The 16,680-nt window shown below is 67.0% G+C and carries 14 protein-coding genes and 1 pseudogene; 9 read left to right on the top strand and 6 right to left on the bottom strand.

Annotated elements, in window-relative coordinates; translation table 11 throughout:
- Positions 1-63 precede the first annotated feature (63 nt).
- The 4 genes and pseudogenes from V7787_RS42205 to V7787_RS42190 all read left to right on the top strand — a co-directional run bounded on the left by V7787_RS42205 (position 64) and on the right by V7787_RS42190 (position 3,460).
- Positions 64-1,407, top strand: coding sequence for an amidohydrolase (locus tag V7787_RS42205; RefSeq protein WP_336093556.1), 1,344 nt, complete (start codon positions 64-66; stop codon positions 1,405-1,407).
- Positions 1,408-1,622: 215 nt separating this feature from the next.
- Positions 1,623-2,435 (top strand): NADPH-dependent 7-cyano-7-deazaguanine reductase QueF, encoded by an 813-nt coding sequence (queF, locus tag V7787_RS42200; protein WP_336093555.1) that lies wholly within the window; start codon positions 1,623-1,625, stop codon positions 2,433-2,435.
- Between the two features lie 324 nt (positions 2,436-2,759).
- Positions 2,760-2,918 (top strand): annotated as a pseudogene (locus V7787_RS42195) (LysM peptidoglycan-binding domain-containing protein); the annotation flags it as partial.
- 53 nt (positions 2,919-2,971) lie between these two features.
- On the top strand, positions 2,972-3,460 hold the full coding sequence (locus V7787_RS42190) for a hypothetical protein (protein ID WP_336093554.1): 489 nt from the start codon (positions 2,972-2,974) through the stop codon (positions 3,458-3,460).
- 283 nt (positions 3,461-3,743) lie between these two features.
- Here the strand turns inward: V7787_RS42190 and V7787_RS42185 are convergent, their stop codons facing one another.
- From V7787_RS42185 to V7787_RS42175, 3 genes are all read right to left on the bottom strand, one after another.
- Positions 3,744-4,145, bottom strand: coding sequence for a YchJ family protein (locus V7787_RS42185; protein ID WP_336093553.1), 402 nt, complete (start codon positions 4,143-4,145; stop codon positions 3,744-3,746).
- 161 nt (positions 4,146-4,306) lie between these two features.
- A complete protein-coding gene (locus V7787_RS42180; RefSeq protein WP_336093552.1) occupies positions 4,307-6,520 on the bottom strand; it encodes a hypothetical protein in 2,214 nt (737 codons plus the stop codon).
- A gap of 8 nt (positions 6,521-6,528) precedes the next feature.
- Positions 6,529-7,227: a hypothetical protein gene (locus tag V7787_RS42175; RefSeq protein ID WP_336093551.1), complete on the bottom strand. Its 699-nt coding sequence runs from the start codon at positions 7,225-7,227 to the stop codon at positions 6,529-6,531.
- A 710-nt stretch (positions 7,228-7,937) separates the two neighbouring features.
- Between V7787_RS42175 and V7787_RS42170 the strand changes: the two genes are divergently transcribed.
- On the top strand, positions 7,938-8,645 hold the full coding sequence (locus tag V7787_RS42170; RefSeq protein ID WP_336093550.1) for a UPF0149 family protein: 708 nt from the start codon (positions 7,938-7,940) through the stop codon (positions 8,643-8,645).
- A 264-nt stretch (positions 8,646-8,909) separates the two neighbouring features.
- Entirely contained in the window at positions 8,910-9,266 is a 357-nt protein-coding gene (locus V7787_RS42165; RefSeq protein WP_336093549.1) for a YkgJ family cysteine cluster protein, read from the top strand.
- A 48-nt stretch (positions 9,267-9,314) separates the two neighbouring features.
- On the opposite strand, the gene V7787_RS42160 is transcribed toward V7787_RS42165, so the two are convergent.
- Positions 9,315-9,869 (bottom strand): hypothetical protein, encoded by a 555-nt coding sequence (locus V7787_RS42160; protein WP_336093548.1) that lies wholly within the window; start codon positions 9,867-9,869, stop codon positions 9,315-9,317.
- A 268-nt stretch (positions 9,870-10,137) separates the two neighbouring features.
- Here V7787_RS42160 and icd point away from each other — a divergent pair, with 268 nt between their 5' ends.
- Positions 10,138-11,466: an NADP-dependent isocitrate dehydrogenase gene (gene icd / locus V7787_RS42155; RefSeq protein WP_336093547.1), complete on the top strand. Its 1,329-nt coding sequence runs from the start codon at positions 10,138-10,140 to the stop codon at positions 11,464-11,466.
- 109 nt (positions 11,467-11,575) lie between these two features.
- Here the strand turns inward: icd and V7787_RS42150 are convergent, their stop codons facing one another.
- Positions 11,576-12,607, bottom strand: coding sequence for a DUF4344 domain-containing metallopeptidase (locus V7787_RS42150; protein ID WP_336093546.1), 1,032 nt, complete (start codon positions 12,605-12,607; stop codon positions 11,576-11,578).
- Positions 12,608-12,932: 325 nt separating this feature from the next.
- On the opposite strand from V7787_RS42150, the gene aceK reads away from it, so the two are divergent.
- Entirely contained in the window at positions 12,933-14,672 is a 1,740-nt protein-coding gene (aceK, locus tag V7787_RS42145) for a bifunctional isocitrate dehydrogenase kinase/phosphatase (protein ID WP_336093545.1), read from the top strand.
- A 536-nt stretch (positions 14,673-15,208) separates the two neighbouring features.
- On the opposite strand, the gene V7787_RS42140 is transcribed toward aceK, so the two are convergent.
- Positions 15,209-15,454 carry a hypothetical protein gene (locus tag V7787_RS42140; RefSeq protein ID WP_336093544.1) on the bottom strand — a complete coding sequence of 82 codons (246 nt, stop codon included), beginning with the start codon at positions 15,452-15,454 and terminating at the stop codon, positions 15,209-15,211.
- A 198-nt stretch (positions 15,455-15,652) separates the two neighbouring features.
- Between V7787_RS42140 and V7787_RS42135 the strand changes: the two genes are divergently transcribed.
- Positions 15,653-16,633, top strand: coding sequence for a LysR substrate-binding domain-containing protein (locus tag V7787_RS42135; RefSeq protein WP_336093543.1), 981 nt, complete (start codon positions 15,653-15,655; stop codon positions 16,631-16,633).
- The last annotated feature ends 47 nt before the right edge of the window (positions 16,634-16,680 follow it).

Below are 16,680 nucleotides of genomic sequence, written 5' to 3'. Positions count from 1 at the left end.
AAGTCGCGCAGCCGCCCCGCCCCCCATCGGCTAGGATCGGGATTTTCCCGCCGGAGTCCGTCGATGAAGCGTCCGCTGTCCGTCGCCCTGAGCTGCGCCCTGACCTGTTCCGCGCTGGCCGCGCTGGCCGCGCTGCCGCTGGCCGCCGCCGCGCAATCGGCCGAGCGCCCCGAAGTGGCCGCCGCCGCGGCCAAGCTCAAGGCCGACGTGGTCGCCTGGCGCCGCGACTTCCATCAGCACCCGGAACTGTCCAACCGCGAGCAGCGCACCTCGGCCAAGGTCGCCGAACACCTGCGCAAGCTCGGCCTCAAGCCGCAGACCGGGATCGCCAAATACGGCGTGGTGGCGATCATCGAAGGCGGCAAACCCGGCCCGAAGATCGCCCTGCGCGCGGACATGGACGCGCTGCCGGTGACCGAACAGGTCGATCTGCCGTTCGCCTCCAAAGCCACCGCCAGCTTCCGCGGCGAAACCGTCGGGGTCATGCACGCCTGCGGCCACGACGCCCACACCGGCATCCTGCTCGGCATCGCCGACGCGCTGGTGGCGATGAAGAAAGACCTGCCTGGCCAAGTGATGCTGGTGTTCCAGCCGGCCGAGGAAGGCCCGCCCTCGGGCGAAGAAGGCGGCGCCTCGCTGATGCTCAAGGAAGGCCTGTTCAAGGACTTCAAACCCGAAGCCATGTTCGGCCTGCACGTGTTCTCGACCCTGCCCGCCGGCCAGCTCGGCGTGCGCCAGGGCCCGCTGATGGCCGCCTCGGACCGCTTCAGCATCAAGATCAAGGGCCGCCAGACCCACGGCTCCTCGCCCTGGGGCGGGATCGACCCGATCGTCGCCGCCGCCGACATGGTCGGCACCGCCCAGACCATCGTCAGCCGCCGCACCAACATCGCCAAACTGCCGGCGGTGGTGACCTTCGGCTCGATCAAGGGCGGCATCCGCTACAACATCATTCCCGACGAAGTCGAACTCACCGGCACCATCCGCACCTTCGACGACGGCATGCGCGCGGCGATCTTCAAGGACCTGAAGAACGTCGCCGAACACGTCAGCGCCGCGCACGGCGCGCGCGCCGAATCGCAGGTGCCCGAACCCGACAGCAACCCGGTGACCTACAACGATCCGGCGCTGACCGCGCGCATGCTGCCCAGCCTCAAGGCCGTGGTCGGCGCCAACAACGTGATCGAAATGCCGCTGGTGATGGGTTCGGAGGATTTCTCCTATTTCGCCAAGGAAGTGCCGTCGATGTTCTTCTTCGTTGGCGCGACCGATCCGGGCGTGGAGATCTCCAGCGCGCCTAGCAATCATTCGCCCAAGTTCAAGCTGGATGAGGCTTCGCTGGATGTCGGTCTGCGTTCGATGTTGCAGGTGACGTTGGATTATTTGAATGGGCAGAAGGCTGGATAAGTCTTGATCCTGCTCCCTCTCCCGCTTGCCACCCAAGGTGACTTTCCTTCGGGGCGCGGGAGAGGGTTGGGGTGAGGGCCGCTCCGGTCCGCCGCGCAAGGCAAAAGCATTCGCGCCTGCGGCGCTCACCCCCTCACCCTAGCCCTCTCAGCCTTGCACTCCCTTCGGTCGCCGCAAGCGGGAGAGGGAATAGCCAAAGCGGCTAAAATGCCGCCATGACCTCCCACGACCTCCCCCTCGGCCGCCACGTCGACTACCCGCGCGAGTACGACGCCTCGCTGCTGTTCCCGATCGAGCGCACCCTCGGCCGCGCCCACATCGGCATCGACGGCGACGCCCTGCCGTTCCAGGGTTTCGACCGCTGGCACGCCTACGAACTGAGCTGGCTCGACGGCCGCGGCAAGCCGCGGGTCGCCACCGCCACCCTGACCGTGCCGGCGACCTCGCCGCACTTGATCGAGTCCAAGTCGCTCAAGCTCTACCTCAACTCGTTCAACGCGACCCGCTTCGACGACCCCGAGCGCGTGCGCGCGACCATCGCCGCCGACCTGTCGGCCGCCGCCGGCGCGCCGGTCGAGGTCGCCTTCGGCCTGCCGTCCATCGGAAACCACGACGGCGCCGAATCGATCGACGAACTCGATGTCGCCATCGACGACTACGGCCCGCCCAACGCCGGGCACCTGCGCGCCGACCCCGCCGACATCGTCGAGGAAACCCTCGCCAGCGCCCTGCTCAAGTCCAATTGCCCGGTCACCGGCCAGCCCGACTGGGCGCGGGTGATCGTCGCTTATCGCGGGCCGCGCCTGGATCGCGCGGCGCTGCTGCGCTATCTCATCTCGTTCCGCGATCACGCCGAATTCCACGAACAATGCGTCGAACGCATCCACTCGGATCTGCGCCAACACGCACAACCGCAATGGCTGTCGGTGGAAGCGCGCTACACCCGCCGCGGCGGCCTGGACATCAATCCCTGGCGCGGCAGCCACGGCGTGGCACGGCCGGCGGCCGGTCGCGACGAACGGCAGTAATCCGGTCGGCACAGTGTCTACACGCGGCCTGTGTCAGGCCCTCGCGCGGCGAGCGCGCGGGGGAACGGGCCGGGAATCGGCTCATTCAGTTTCGTCATGAAAGTTCACGCGGGCGCTATGTCTTTTTAACAAGCGCCATGTCATGTTGCGTTCCGCCACTTCGGCAGGAGCCCTCAACCCATGACTACCCCGGATAAGAAAGCCGATTTTTCCGATGTGAACGTCAACGTCGACACCACCGCGCAAAAGGTCGAGAAAGCCGATTTCTCCGACGTGACGGTGAAGGTCGACACCACGGCCGAAAAGGTCGGCGAGCAAAGCTACACGGTTGAGAAGGGCGACACGCTCTCGCACATCGCCAAGCAGTTCTACGGCAAGTCGAGCAAGTGGAGCGCGATTTTCGAAGCCAACCGCGACCAGCTCGACGATCCCGACAAGATTCAGCCCGGCCAGATCCTCAAGATTCCGGCCATCAACGACTGACCGGTCGACTGCGTTTCAACATCATCACTAGCCTTTGTCAGGAGAGATCCACCATGCTGATCCGCAATCGCACCCCTTACGCCGTTGCCGCCGCTCTGGTCGCCGCGCTGGCCGTGGCCGGCTGCAAGAAGAAGGAAGAACCGGCGCCGACCCCGCCGCCGGCCGTGGAAACTCCGGCGCCGGCTCCGGCCCCCGAACCCGCTCCGGCTCCGGCCGCGCTGAGCGTGACCTCGGTGACCCTGGGCACCGCCGCCGGCCCGGACAAGAAGATCGCCGCGCCGACCAACGCCTTCAAGCCGGGCGACAAGATCATCGCCTCGGTCGCCACCGACGGCACCGCGACCAACCAGGAAGTCTCGGCCAAGCTCGTCTACCAGGACGGCCAGACCGCCGGCGAGTCCAAGCAGACCCTCAACACCACCGGTGCTGAAACCACCAACTTCGAATTCACCAAGGCCTCGCCGTGGCCGGCCGGCAAGTATAAGGTCGAAGTCACCGCCAACGGTGCGGTCGCCAACACCACCGAACTCGAAGTGAAGTAATCGTCTCTCTCCGCCTCTATGGGCGGGCAAGCCCGGGCGCGGCTCAATGCCGCGCCCTTTTTTTGTCTGCGGTTTGGGGACCGGACCGGTACTGCGAACCAGCAGACACCTACGAATCCCCAAACGCATTCCCCCCTTTGAAAAAGGGGGGTTAGGGGGATTTCGCTTTTCGCTCCGCGCTCGCCGCGCCGCCAAGCAAATCCCCCGCGCTCCATTTCACTCCGCGAAACGAAACCACGCCGGGCGCTCGCCCCCTTTTTCAAAGGAGGCGACGGTTTGCGCGTTACGACTGCGGCGGAAACTCACCGTCCACGTACACCCAACGACCTTCGACCCGCGCGAACCGGCTGATCTCGTGCAAGCGCACCGCCGAGCCGCCGCCGACCCGATAACGGGCGACGAACTCGACCACCGCGGTCTCGCCGTGCGGCTGGTGCCGCTTCACCTCAAGCCCCAGCCAGCGCACCGCAGGGTCGAAGTCCAACTCGGCCGGACAGGTGTCGACGTGCCAGCTGGCGCACAAGTACTCCAGATCGCCCAACACATAGGCGCTGTACCGCGAGCGCATCAGCGCCTCGGCGGTATCGGCGACAACCGCGCCGGCATGCAGCCGCCCGCAACAGTCGGCATAGCGGCGCGAAGGGTCGCAGGGGCAGGCGGCGGGCGGGGCGATCGATGCGGTCATCTCGGCATTTTCGGCGCAGACCGGCCGCGACCACAATCGCGCGCGTCGCAAACCGCCATCGCGACCACATCACGACCGCGTCAGCGCGGATACGGCATCGCGCCGGCCGCTTGCCGCGCGAACCGACTCTCAACGCCTGGATCGCCGATGCCCCTGTCGCCTCACTGTCCCGATGCGATTTCCAGCGCACTGGCGACGGACGTCGGCGCAGACGCGCGCGTATGCCGCGCCTGGATCGCGACAGCCGGCAAAACATCCGTGGTTTGCCAAGCCGCGTCGATCCGCACCCGCAGCGGCCTCAACACCGTCTCCGAAGCGCCCAAACGCGACGCCGCCCGGCAATGATCCGACGCCTGCCGATACTGTCCGCCGGCCAAGGCATAGCGAGCGGCCAAAACCCAGGTCTGCGCATCCTCGGGCGCGAGTTCGATCAAGCGATCGACCCGCGACCGGTCCGCCGGCGCCTGCGCGCGCAGATCGTTGTCGTCCAACAGCAACGACGCCTTCAGGTGGCATCTCAACGCATCGGCTTCGAGTTCGCACAGCGCCTGCAAGGGTTCGCACAGCGCGATCGCCTTTTTCGCCGCTATCGCCGCCGCCGACGGGCGCAACAACCCGGCCCGATCCAGCGCGACCAGCGCCGCCTCCATTTGCAGAGCGGTGGCGCCGGGGCGGCGCAGATACGATTCCAGCGACCGCTCCGCCTCCGACAACAACAGCAAGCGCGTGGCCGCGTCTTCGCCGTAGCCGCGCTGGCGCGCGATCTGCGCCGCGAGCAGGCGCATTTCCATCTCATCGCGGGAATTGGCCGGCGTATCGACCAGATCCAGCGCCCGTTCGGCTTCGCCGAACTTTTCCCGGCGCGCCCGCCCGATCAGTTCCTTGGCTTGCTCGCACAGCAGCTTGACCCAGGTGAACACGATCGGCGGCGCCGCGCCGGGCACCAGCAGCGAGCGATGCGTCGCCTGGATTTCCTTCAGTCGGATGCGCTTGACCGCGCCCTCCCAACGGCTGGCCAACACTTCATCGACCGACAACTGGATCGAGCTGGCCCGCCATATCGCTTCGCGCGAGCTGTCGCCGCATTTCTCCAGCGCGCTGACGATGATCTCGCGCGCCTGCTCCCGGCGCAGAACCGCATCGCTCGCCGGCTGCGCATCCGCCAGTTGGCGCAGCGTCAGTTGCAAGCACCAGGCTGAGCCCGAATCCAAGGACGCCCCCGCCAGCAATGCGCCGCGAAACGCCGCTTCGGCCGCTTCCAGATCGCCGACCCGATCGCCCTGGGTCAGCTTGGCCCGCAGCAGCAGGGCCGCGCCTTGATCCATCAGCAATCGCGGATTGGCGCGCGAACTCGCCGCTGCGCCCAGATGCTCGACCGCCCGATCCAGGGCCTGTCTTTGCGCGGCTCCGGACAAGCGCTGCGCTTGTTCCAATCGACAGCAACCGATGCCGTGCGACACATCCGGGATGTCGCGTTGCTCGCCGCTGGCCTTCACCCGCAGCAACGCATCAGCGGCGGTGCCGAAGCAGTCGGCGTCGCCCGTCGCCTCGCCCAGTTGCATCCAGGTTTTGGCCAGCGTCATCAGCACCGCGGGCGGCGCATCGTCCAGCTGCGCATACGGCGCCAGCGCCTGGAGCGCCCGCTCCGGATCGTTGGCCGAAAGCCGGTGCCGGGCGATGGCCAAGGCTTCGCGAAGCCCGGCGTCGTGTTGTTCTGCATCGACTGGCGACATTTCGTTCTCCGTCTCGGCCTGCTGCGGGCGCTCGAATGCCTCGTTGTACGCGGCGCGCGCGATCGCGTCGTTTTGCTCGCCGAGCGACGGCTCGATTACCGCGTTCGGTTCTTCCGCCACCAGCGCCAGCGACTCGACCGGTGCCGACGCAACCGGCGGCGCGGGCTCGACGCGCTCGCCGGATCGAACCGCCGGCCGTCGCCACATCCGCCACAACGCGACCGCGAACAACCACGCCGCAATCGCTCCCAGCGCGGCGATCAGCCACACCGACAGCGGCGAAGCGGCCGCGGGCTGCGCGCGCGCCGGCCCGGACCGCACCGGCAAGGCTTCGGGCAGATCGAGCGCGATCGTGCTGTAACCCTGCCGTTGCAGCGGCACCGCTTCCGGAAACGCGGACGACACCGGCGCGACGTAAGGCCCGCGCCGGATCGGCGCGACCTGGTCGTCGCTTCGCTTCGCCCGCGGCCGGCGAGGCTGGCCGCCGTCGCTGCGCGCAGCGCGCGCCGGCTTGACCGAAGCGGTGCGCAGCGCCGACGGTGTCGCCGGCGCGACCGCGCCTTTGCGAACGGGCGGATCCGGCAAGCTGGCGCAGGCCGCCGCGGCGCACGCGATGAACGTCGACAGCAAGCCGATGCGCATCGTTCTGCTCAGATTTCTCTCAGATGGGCGAAGTCGGTATCCATGCCGACGGACTCCGACGGCGCGGCGATGACATTCTGGTGCGCCCAGCCCGGAAACGCGGCGCCGGTTGCGCCCGCATCGGCGCCCGATTGCAGATAGGCGATGTGCGACCAGCAGCGGTAGCCCAGCGCCTTGACGATCCCGACTTCTTCCCGCGCCAGTTGCGGCGAACCCAGGCGAAAGTAGAGATACGGCTTGCAGCGCCGGACCAGTTCTTTGGCGTCGGCAAGCACGCTCTCCAACACGCCGGTCGGGTTCACTTTCAGGCAGTGCAGGGAGGTCAGCTCGAGATCGCGGAGGTTCGAGTACGCGCGCCGGCCCTTGACCGGTTGGTGAGCGTGTACGTTCACCACACCGTTGAGCGCGACGTTGGCGCAAATCTGCAGGTGCAACAGGCGGTCTTGTTCCAGCACATGCACTTCGCCCTCGGCGCCGACCACTTTGGACAGGCACAGCGCATGCGCGCCGTACTCCCCGCCGATCTCCACCACCGTGGCGCCCTCCGGCAACAGCCCGCTGAGAAAATCCAGCTCGGACTCCACCCAGCGCCCGTGTTTTCCGAGCGATTCGGTGATTACGTTCTCATCGGCCACCGCGTTGATGACGCCATAAGCCGTCTTCCAGAATTTCGGGACGACCGGGGTCGTGGCTTCCGTCGATTGCATACGAGCTGTATCCCTTCTTGATCAGGTGAATGAGACGACGGACGAGGTTGTTTGCGCTCCGTCGGCGCACTCGCATCGACGCAGCGTCGCGAGTGTCTTGCGCCCGGGCTTAGTCGCGAGCCGCATTGGAACTATCGTCGGATGGAAGCGTTTGCGGTCATCTTCTTAGCCGCATTTCTGGGCTCATTTGAACTGTAGAAAAGGCAGCCATTTTTTTTGGATGACTTGTTTTCATCACGTTCTTTGCTGATATGCGCCATCGCTTCGCGATCCGCCGCGGCAAGCGGCGCGCGCGTAGTGTCCGAGCCGGAAGGTGTGCGCCTGCGTGGCGACATCGCTGCGACCGCGGATCGCAACTTCCACGCGAGCGACCGGCCGCATCGCATCGGCCGCGGGGTTCTGCGTCCAGCCATGCGGTCGATGGCCGCGCTGGCGGCGAATCGCTGTCGCCGGTGCTTCGACGGACGCAGGAGTCCGGTAGCGGCGGATCGACGTCCTCGTACGGCCGCTGATCCGACCCGTCGGGTCGAGAACGCGGTCGGACGGACACGACGCCCGGTCGGCGCGCAGCCGCCGCAGGTCGTCCAGGGCCCGTAGGTCCTGCCGGCCGATGCCGCGGCAGTTGGGGGCCCCGAGCCGACGCCGAATTTTCAGCGCGGACACGCCGCTGCGACTACCATGCGCGTCCCCACCCGTTGCAGAGCCCCGCCATGAAAGCGCCCGCTTACCTCGACGATGAGCAGATCGAACGCCTGGCCGACCTGCTCGACCAACGCGCCGTGCCCTACAAGGGCTTCAACCTGGAGGCGCTGGACGGCTTCCTCTCGGCCCTGGTGGTCGGCCCGGCCCAGCCCGCGCCCGAGCAGTGGCAGCCGCCGGTCTGGGGCGGCAAAGAGCCGCGCTGGAACGACGAAGCCGAGGCCGCCCAGGTTCAGGCCCTGCTGAGCGGCCACTGGAACATGGTCTGCTCGCGCGTGCGCTACGGCGACGACGACCTGCCCGACCATCTGGCGCCGCTGCTGTGGCTGCCGGAGGAACCCGACACCGAACAACCCGATGAGCTCGACGTCGGCCGCGACTGGGCGTTCGGCTTCTTCCGCGGGGTCGAGCTCAACGAAGCGGCCTGGGACAAGTGGCTGGACGAAAACGACTGGATCGACGAAATCTTCGGCCTGTTCGACCGTCTGGCCAGCGGCGAAGTGCTGGGCGAAGACCCGACCGCCCCGGCCACGCCGATCAGCTACCGCGAGCGCCTGGAAATCGTCGCCGGCCTGCCCGGCATGCTCGCCGACCTGCACCACCACCGGATCCAAGCGCTGACCCCGCGCGAACCGCTGCGCCGCGCCGACACCCCCGACCGCAACGACCCGTGCACCTGCGGCAGCGGCAAGAAGTACAAGAAGTGCTGCGGCGCCTGACCGCTCGCCCCACCCACCCCAAACGCCCCCACCTACCGCTTCCCCCCTTTGAAAAAGGGGGGCTAGGGGGGATTTGCTCTTCGCTCTTCGCTTCACCGAGCCCCCCGGCGACCTGAAGCCAATCCCCCGGCGCAGCCACCACCCCGGTGCCCCGATTTATCCCGGGCGCCCGCCCCCTTTTGCAAAGGGGGCTAGGGTTCGCGGCTCTTTCCTTGAGCCCGCGCATCGCTGGACAATGCCGCTCTTTCCGCCCGCGACCGGCGCATGACCACCCACCCCTGCCTGCGCTGCGGCGCCTGCTGCGCCCACTTCCGCGTCGCCTTCCACTGGAGCGAAACCGACGCCTTCGACGGCGGCCTCACCCCGAGCGCGCTGACCGAAACCCTCGACCCGCACCGGGTCACCATGCGCGGCACCTACGGCGGCAAACCGTTGCGCTGCGAACAACTGCGCGGCCAGATCGGCACCGACGCCCACTGCGGCATCTACGCACTGCGGCCCTCGCCCTGCCACGCGCTCAAACCGGCGTGGGAAGACGGCAACGCCAGCCCGCAGTGCGACAAGGCGCGGGCGGCGCATGGGATGGCGCCGTTGACGGCGCTGGATTGGCGCGAGGTCTGAGCAGCGCTTCATCAGCAGCGCTCATCGGTCACGACCGCTTCGTGAACCTTAGTCCTCGATTCCAAACCGCTTCAACGTACGCGCCACCCGTTCGGCCGCTGAGTGCCCGTCCAAGCCGCCTCGCAAGGCCTGCCGGGCGTCGGCGTCCAACGGCGAATCTTCGCTCTCCAGCAACGCCAGCGGCGTACGCCATCTAGCAAACCAGGGCTCAGCGCGTTGAACGACAAACCGCAAAAGGTCGTCCCGGCAACGCTCGTAAGTGCTGCCCGATGAAGCATTGAAACGAAGATGAAAGCGGTCGGCCCGAAACAGATCGAGGTTGTCGCTGTCCGGTCCGTTCAACGCCTGGATCTCGCGATCGTCGTCCAACACCGCGATTCCCAAATGAACCCGCAACGACACCGATGCGTTGTACGACGCGCCGTAACTGCTGCCCGAACGATGCAGATGAATGAAATCGAGATGATGCTGGAATCGACGCGTCCAGAATTTGCTGCGCGTGCGCGCGAAGCCCAGATCGGCGAGGCCTTGGGTGAAGTCGCGCGAGATCCTTTCCATTCCAGCCCGAACAATCTGCGTCTTGGCGCCAGTGTCCGTCGTCATCCTTGCTCGATCCTTATCGGTCGCTGCGCATCCTCGCTCGGGCCGATAGAGGCTTCGGGGCCGAACGTAAGCCTGTACATGTTAACTACGCCGTGCCCCGGCGGATGGCGCACCCACCGCCCCACCGCAACACACCGACCCATTGCGCACTTTGCCTGTCCCCGCCCGAACCGCGACAATGGCGGGCCGGGTCGCCGCGCCACAGCGGCCCGCAAGGACCCCTGACCGTCCATGCGCACGCGCACGGGCGGCCCCACTGGAGATCGTAATGACCGAGTTCGTAGCGACGCCGCCCGCTGGCGGCGCCAAGATCACCAAGAGCCCGACCGGCCTGAATGTGCCGGATCGCCCGATCATCCCGTTCATCGAAGGCGACGGCACCGGCCCCGACATCTGGCGCGCTTCGGTGCGCGTGCTCGACGCCGCGGTCGCCAAGGCCTACGGCGGCAAGAAAAAGATCGAGTGGCTCGAGGTCTATGCCGGCGAGAAAGCCAACAACACCTACGGCACCTGGCTGCCCGACGGCACCGTGCAGGCCTGCCGCGATTATCTGGTGAGCATCAAGGGCCCGCTGACCACGCCGGTCGGCGGCGGCATCCGCTCGCTCAACGTGGCGCTGCGGCAGATGCTCGACCTGTACGTGTGCCTGCGCCCGGTGCGCTGGTTCGAGGGCGTGCCCTCGCCGGTCAAGAAGCCGGGCGACGTGGACATGGTGATCTTCCGCGAGAACACCGAGGACATCTACGCCGGCATCGAATGGGCCGGCGGCAGCGCCGACTCGCAGAAGGTGCTGGACTTCCTGGCCAAGGAATTCCCGCAGGCGTTCGACAAGATCCGCTTCGGCACCGCCGAGAAGACCGGCGCGTGGCTGAAGGAACTGCAGGCCATCGGCGCGCCGGCGCGCGAGCTGCCGGTGGAAGTCGGCATCGGCATCAAGCCGGTCAGCCGCCTGGGCACCGAGCGTCTGGTCCACAGCGCGATCAGCTATGCGATCGAGAACAAGCGCAAGTCGGTGACCCTGGTCCACAAGGGCAACATCATGAAGTACACCGAAGGTGGCTTCCGTGACTGGGGCTACCAGGTGGCGCGCGACTTCTTCGGCGCGGTCGAGCTCGACGGCGGTCCGTGGCACGTGATTCCGGAAGGCAAGCCGGGCGCGGGCATCGTCATCAAGGACGCCATCGCCGACGCGTTCCTGCAGCAGATCCTGCTGCGTCCGAAGGAATACGACGTCAGCGCCACGCTCAACCTCAACGGCGACTACCTCTCCGACGCGCTCGCCGCGCAAGTCGGCGGCATCGGCATCGCCCCGGGCGCCAACATCAACTACGTGACCGGCCACGCCGTCTTCGAAGCGACCCACGGCACCGCGCCGAAGTACGCCGACCTGGACAAGGTCAACCCGGGCTCGGTGATCCTGTCGGGCGAGATGATGCTGCGCTACATGGGCTGGACCGAAGCGGCCGATGCGATCATCGACGCGATGGACAAGGCCATCGGCTCCAAGCGCGTGACCTACGACTTCGCCCGTCTGATGGACGGCGCGACCGAGGTCAAGTGCTCGGAGTTCGCCGACGAGATCATCAAGCACCTGTAATCGGGCGCTGCGGTCTTGGTTCGGACAAAGGGGCGCTTCGGCGCCCCTTTGTTTTGCGTGTCGATCGGCTGCCCCCTGTAGGAGCAAGCCGGGCCGCGCTGGCGAAGGCTCAGCGCATGTACGGCGCCTGCGCGCTGTCGACCTGCTTGCGCTGGATCTCTTCGATCTTGGCCCGCTCTTCCTCGGCGGTCATGCGGTGCTTGGGCGCGATGTTGGGTTCGATCAGGCGCATCCAGCTGCGGGTGATCTGCTTGCTCTCTTCCTCGCAGCGCAGCGCGCGCGCTTCAGGCAAGCGGCCGCTGGTGACGATGCGCAGGTACTTGCCCGGGTTGTTGCCGTAGACCATGCACTGCAGGTTGAAGAAGCGCTGCGCGCCGACCGAGTGTTCGTCGGCGTAAGTGGCCATGTCGTGCTGGCCGTTGTCGGTCATCAGGAAGAAGTTCGAGGCCAGCTGCAGCTTCTGGGCGATGTCGCCCTGCGATTCGTCGGCGCTGACGAACGACAGCATCAGCGTGGTCGCCAGTTGGTCGACCGCGTCTTCCTCGCGGCCGGTCGAGGGCAGGTCGAGCATGTCGACCAGGGCGTGGCCGGCTTCGTGCAGCATCAGAAAGCGCAGGTTGGCCATCAGGTAGTCGAGCTGATCGCGGGTGGTGCCGCCGTTGGCTTCGGCGATCGCCGCGCCCTGGCGCACCAGCAGTTCGAGCATCTCGTAGCACAGCACGATGTCGCCCTTGTCCTTGGCGTAGAAGGCGTTGACCGTGCCGCATTCGGCGGCGATGAAGTTGATCGGCCGCGGCAGGGTCAGCCAACCGTCGAGCTGGTTGACCTCGGGCAGTTGCTTGAGCACGTCGATCTCGCGCGCCATGTTGTACATGGCCAGCAAGTTGGGATTGCGCGGGGAGACGTATTGATAGGTGAAGTGGGTGCCGTCGGCCTTTTCCGCCGGCAGCTGCGCCGCGACCGGCGCGATTTCGGTTTCCGGCTTGAGCGGCTCGGCCGGTTTGGCCGGCAGCGCGGCGGCGGCCTGCACCAGCGCGGCGGGCGCGGCAGCCTGTTGTTGTTGCCAGGCGGTGTAGCCCCAGATCGAGCAAACCGCGATCAGGGCCGTGGCCAGAATGCCGATGATGATCTTCTGTAGCATGTGAGTGGCTCTTGTCTGGAATGACGCGGGATACGGATCCCGACTGCGAGCGCACAAGACACGGACGACGATGGATCGCGGCGATGCGGTGCCGACAGGCCAGCGCCTGTGGCGACCTCCGGATCGGCCATTCCATCGGCGCTTGCTGCGTCCCTGCACCGTCGCAGCGGATGGTACTCCGATAATTCCGTGCAATGCATCGGTTTTGTGACCGGCCGGGCCGGCGAGGGCCGAGGGCCGCGGTGGCCTGCCGGCGCGGCGCGAGGATTGGTTTCAGCGGCAATGGATCCAGCGGGCGGCCGCGCGCTGGTCTTACACTGCCGCCATGCCCGCCTCTTCCGCCGATCCGGCCCGCCCGGCCGAAGCCGCCGCCATCGCCAGCCAGATCCGCGATGCGTTCGCCGACTACCACGCGCGCTTCGCCGCGATCACCCGGCGCGCGCAAGGCCGGTTCGAGCGCAGCGACTGGAACGGCGCGCGCGAGGACGCGGTCGAGCGCATCGAGTTGTACGACCGCTGCGTGGCCGAGGCCAGCGACGCGCTGCAGGCGCGGCTGGGCGAACGCGCGCGCGAACACACGCTGTGGGCGCAGGTGCGCGCGTCGTACGCCGACATCATCGCGCCGCTGCTCGACGGCGAGCTGTACAAGACCTTCTTCAACACCTTGACCCGGCGCTTCTTCAAGACCCGCGGCGTCGATCCGGCGTTGGAATTCGTCGCCCTGGACATCGAACCGACCGACGCGATCACCCATCCGGTGGCGCGGCACAGCTATGCGGTGTCCGGCGATCGGTTGGTCGAAACCTTCATGCGCGTGCTCGACGACTATCCCTTCGCCGTGCCGTACGCGCACCGCACCCGCTGCGCGGCCGGGATCGCGGTGCGCCTGCAGGACGATCTGCAGCATTGGGGCCCGCATCCGGTGCGCGCGGTGGAATTGCTGGACACGGTGTTCTATCGCGAACGCCGCGCGTATCTGATCGGGCGGGTGTTCGGCGAGCGTTCGTTCTCGCCGTGCGTGATCGCATTGGTCAACGACGACGGCGCGCTCAAGGTCGATGCGGTGCTGACCTTGCGCAGCGAAGTGGTGCAGTTGTTCAGTTACTCGCGCAGCTACTTCCATGCCGACCTGGGCACGGTCGGCGACGCGGTGGTGTTCCTGCGCACGCTGCTGCCGGGCAAGCCGATCGATGAGCTCTACACCGTGCTCGGCCGGGCCAAGCAGGGCAAGACCGAGCGCTACCGCACCTTCTTCCGCCAGTTCGCCGCGCAACCGGGCGAGCGGCTGATTCACGCCGAGGGCGAGCGCGGCATGGTCATGGCGGTGTTCACCCTGCCCAGCTATCCGCTGGTGTTCAAGCTGATCCGCGACCGCTTCGCCTATCCCAAGGACGTCGCCCGCGAGGAAGTGGAGGCCAAGTACTCGCTGGTGTTCCACCACGACCGCGTCGGCCGCCTGGTCGATGCGCAGCCGTTCCGGTTCCTGCGCTTTCCGCGCGCGCGGTTTTCGCCGGAGCTGCTCGAGGAATTGCTCAGCACCTGCGCCGGCAGCATCAGCCAGGACGGCGAGGATCTGGTCCTGCACCTGTGCTATGTGGAGCGCCGCTTGCGGCCGTTGAATCTGTACGTGCGCGAACAACCCGCCGAGGCCGCGCGCGCGGCGGTGATCGACTACGGTCAGGCGATCCGCGATCTGGCCTTGAGCAACATCTTTCCCGGCGACCTGTTGCTGAAGAACTTCGGCGTGTCGCGGCACGGGCGGGCGATTTTTTACGATTACGACGAGTTGTGCCTGGTCACCGACTGCCGCTTCCGGCAAGTGCCGGCGCCGCGCAATCACGAGGAAGAGATGGAATCGGGCGCGTGGTTCTACGCCCACGGCAACGACGTGTTTCCCGAGCAGTTCCCGCGCTTTCTAGGCCTGTCGCCGCCGCTGCTGGGCGCGTTGATGCATGCGCACGGGGATATTTTCCGGATGGAGTGGTGGCAGCAGGTGCAGGCCGGGTTGATGGGCGGGCAGCGCAGCGATGTGGCGCCGTATCCGTCGGAGCGGCGGTTGCCTTGAGGCGGGAGGCGGGAGGCGGGAGGCGGGAGGCGGGAGGCGGGAGTCGAACGTCGAACGTCGAACGTCGAACGTCGAACGTCGAACGTCGAACGTCGAACGTCGAACGTCGAACGTCGAACGTCAACAACAGCGTACTCACCTACCGTCATTCCCGCGAAGGCGGGAATCCAGTGCCTTTCGTGCGAGAACGTTTGAAGTCGCTGGATTCCCGCTTTCGCGGGAATGACGGGCTGGGAAGATGGCGCTGAAGTCTCTGGATTCCCGCGTTCGCGGGAATGACGGGCTGGAAGGATGACGCTGAAGTCTTTGGATTCCCGCCTTCGCGGGAATGACGACCTGGAGGGATGGCGCTGAAGTCCTTGGATTCCCGCCTTCGCGGGAATGACGACCTGGAAGGATGGCGCTGAAGTCTCTGGATTCCCGCCTTCGCGGGAATGACGTTGCGACGGGACGACGCTAAAGCCCTAAACGACCGACCCCGCCGAAGCGGGGCCGATCTCTGGCATCGCAAACGCAGCCGATCGCTCGCATCAAGCTCACCCACGCACGCCGCAATCGCCATCCACCCGCGAAGTCTCGCGCGGCCACAGCCGCAACCAGGCGCGCCAGCCGAGCCTGTCGGCGCGCGAGACTTGAACCTTGCGCGAGACGACCCGGGCCGGGACGTACGCCGGCGCGGGCTCCGCGGCGCGGGTCTGCGCCACCAGCGCGGCCTCATCGTCGGCGTCGCGCGGGTCGACGAAATGGCCGTGCAGAAACATCAGGTTCTTGTAGATATTCATGGCCTAGCCTCCTGGCGGATCGGGCCGGCCCCGGGGAAGGGGGTTGGGGCTGGCCTATTGAGTGATTCGCAAGGTACGCTCGCCAGAATCGGCAAAAAAGCGACGCGTTTGCAAGCCAGTCTTGAATCAGGTTGTAGGCTGGCACCGACTCCATGCCGTTCCATGCCGCTCCCCGGCAGCCGCCCTGGACCCACCGCGATGAACCGACCGCCGTTGCACGCTCTGCTGGGTTTCGCTACCGCCGCGCGGACCCAGAACCTGACCCGCGCGGCCGAACAGATGCACCTGACCGTCAGCGCGCTCAGCCATCAGATCCGCACCCTGGAAGAACGCCTGGGCCGGCGTTTGTTCGAACGCGGGCCGCGCGGGGTCAGCCTGACCGCCGACGGCGACCGCCTGTTGTCGGTGGTCGCCCCGCACCTGGACGCGCTCGATCACGCGCTGCGCCCATACAGCCCGCGCCGCGACGACGTGCTGACCCTGAGCCTGATGGCGTCGATGGCCTCCTCCTGGCTGGTGCCGCGCCTGGGCGGCTTCGTCGCGCTGTACCCGCAGTTGGAACTCAACCTGTTCTCGTCCGCGGCGTTGGTCGATTTCGACCGCGAACCCGGCATCGACGCGGCCATGCGCGGCGGCTACGGGCGCTGGCCCGGGCTGGTGATCGAGCACCTGTTCGACGAAACCCTGGTGCCGGTGGCGAGCCCGGCGCTGGTCGAACGCATGGGCGGGCTGCCGGCGCAGGAAGACCTGCACCGCTGGCCGCTGCTGGGCGACCTGTCCACCTATTGGCAGGATTGGTTCGACCGCTACGGCGGCAAACGCCCGACCCGCTTCGTCGCCCACTTCGACGATTCCGAAACCATGCACCGCGCCGCGGTCGAAGGCCTGGGCGTGGCGCTGGGGCGGATGGCGCGCACCCGCTTGCTGATCCGCAACGGGCAACTGGTGCCGCTGAGCCAGGGCCGGTTGAAGATCGATTGGGGCCATTACCTGGTGTATCCGCAGCGCTCGGTCGATCACGCCGGGCTGGAATCGTTCCGCACCTGGCTGCACGAACAGGCGCGCGCTTACGTGGATCAGATGGAGTCGGATCTGGCCGTGCGCGTGGCCGCGAGCACCGACGAAGGCGATTGCGGCCAAACCGCGACGGCCAACAAAACTCAACGCAAGCGGCGCTGAATGCGCCACGCCGCGCACTGTGATGGTGTCCCGGAAACTGAACGCTT

The sequence above is a fragment of the Pseudomonas sp. CGJS7 genome (assembly GCF_036961695.1).
Note: the sequence above shows the minus strand (reverse complement) of the source record. Positions and strands in the feature narration are given on the sequence as shown.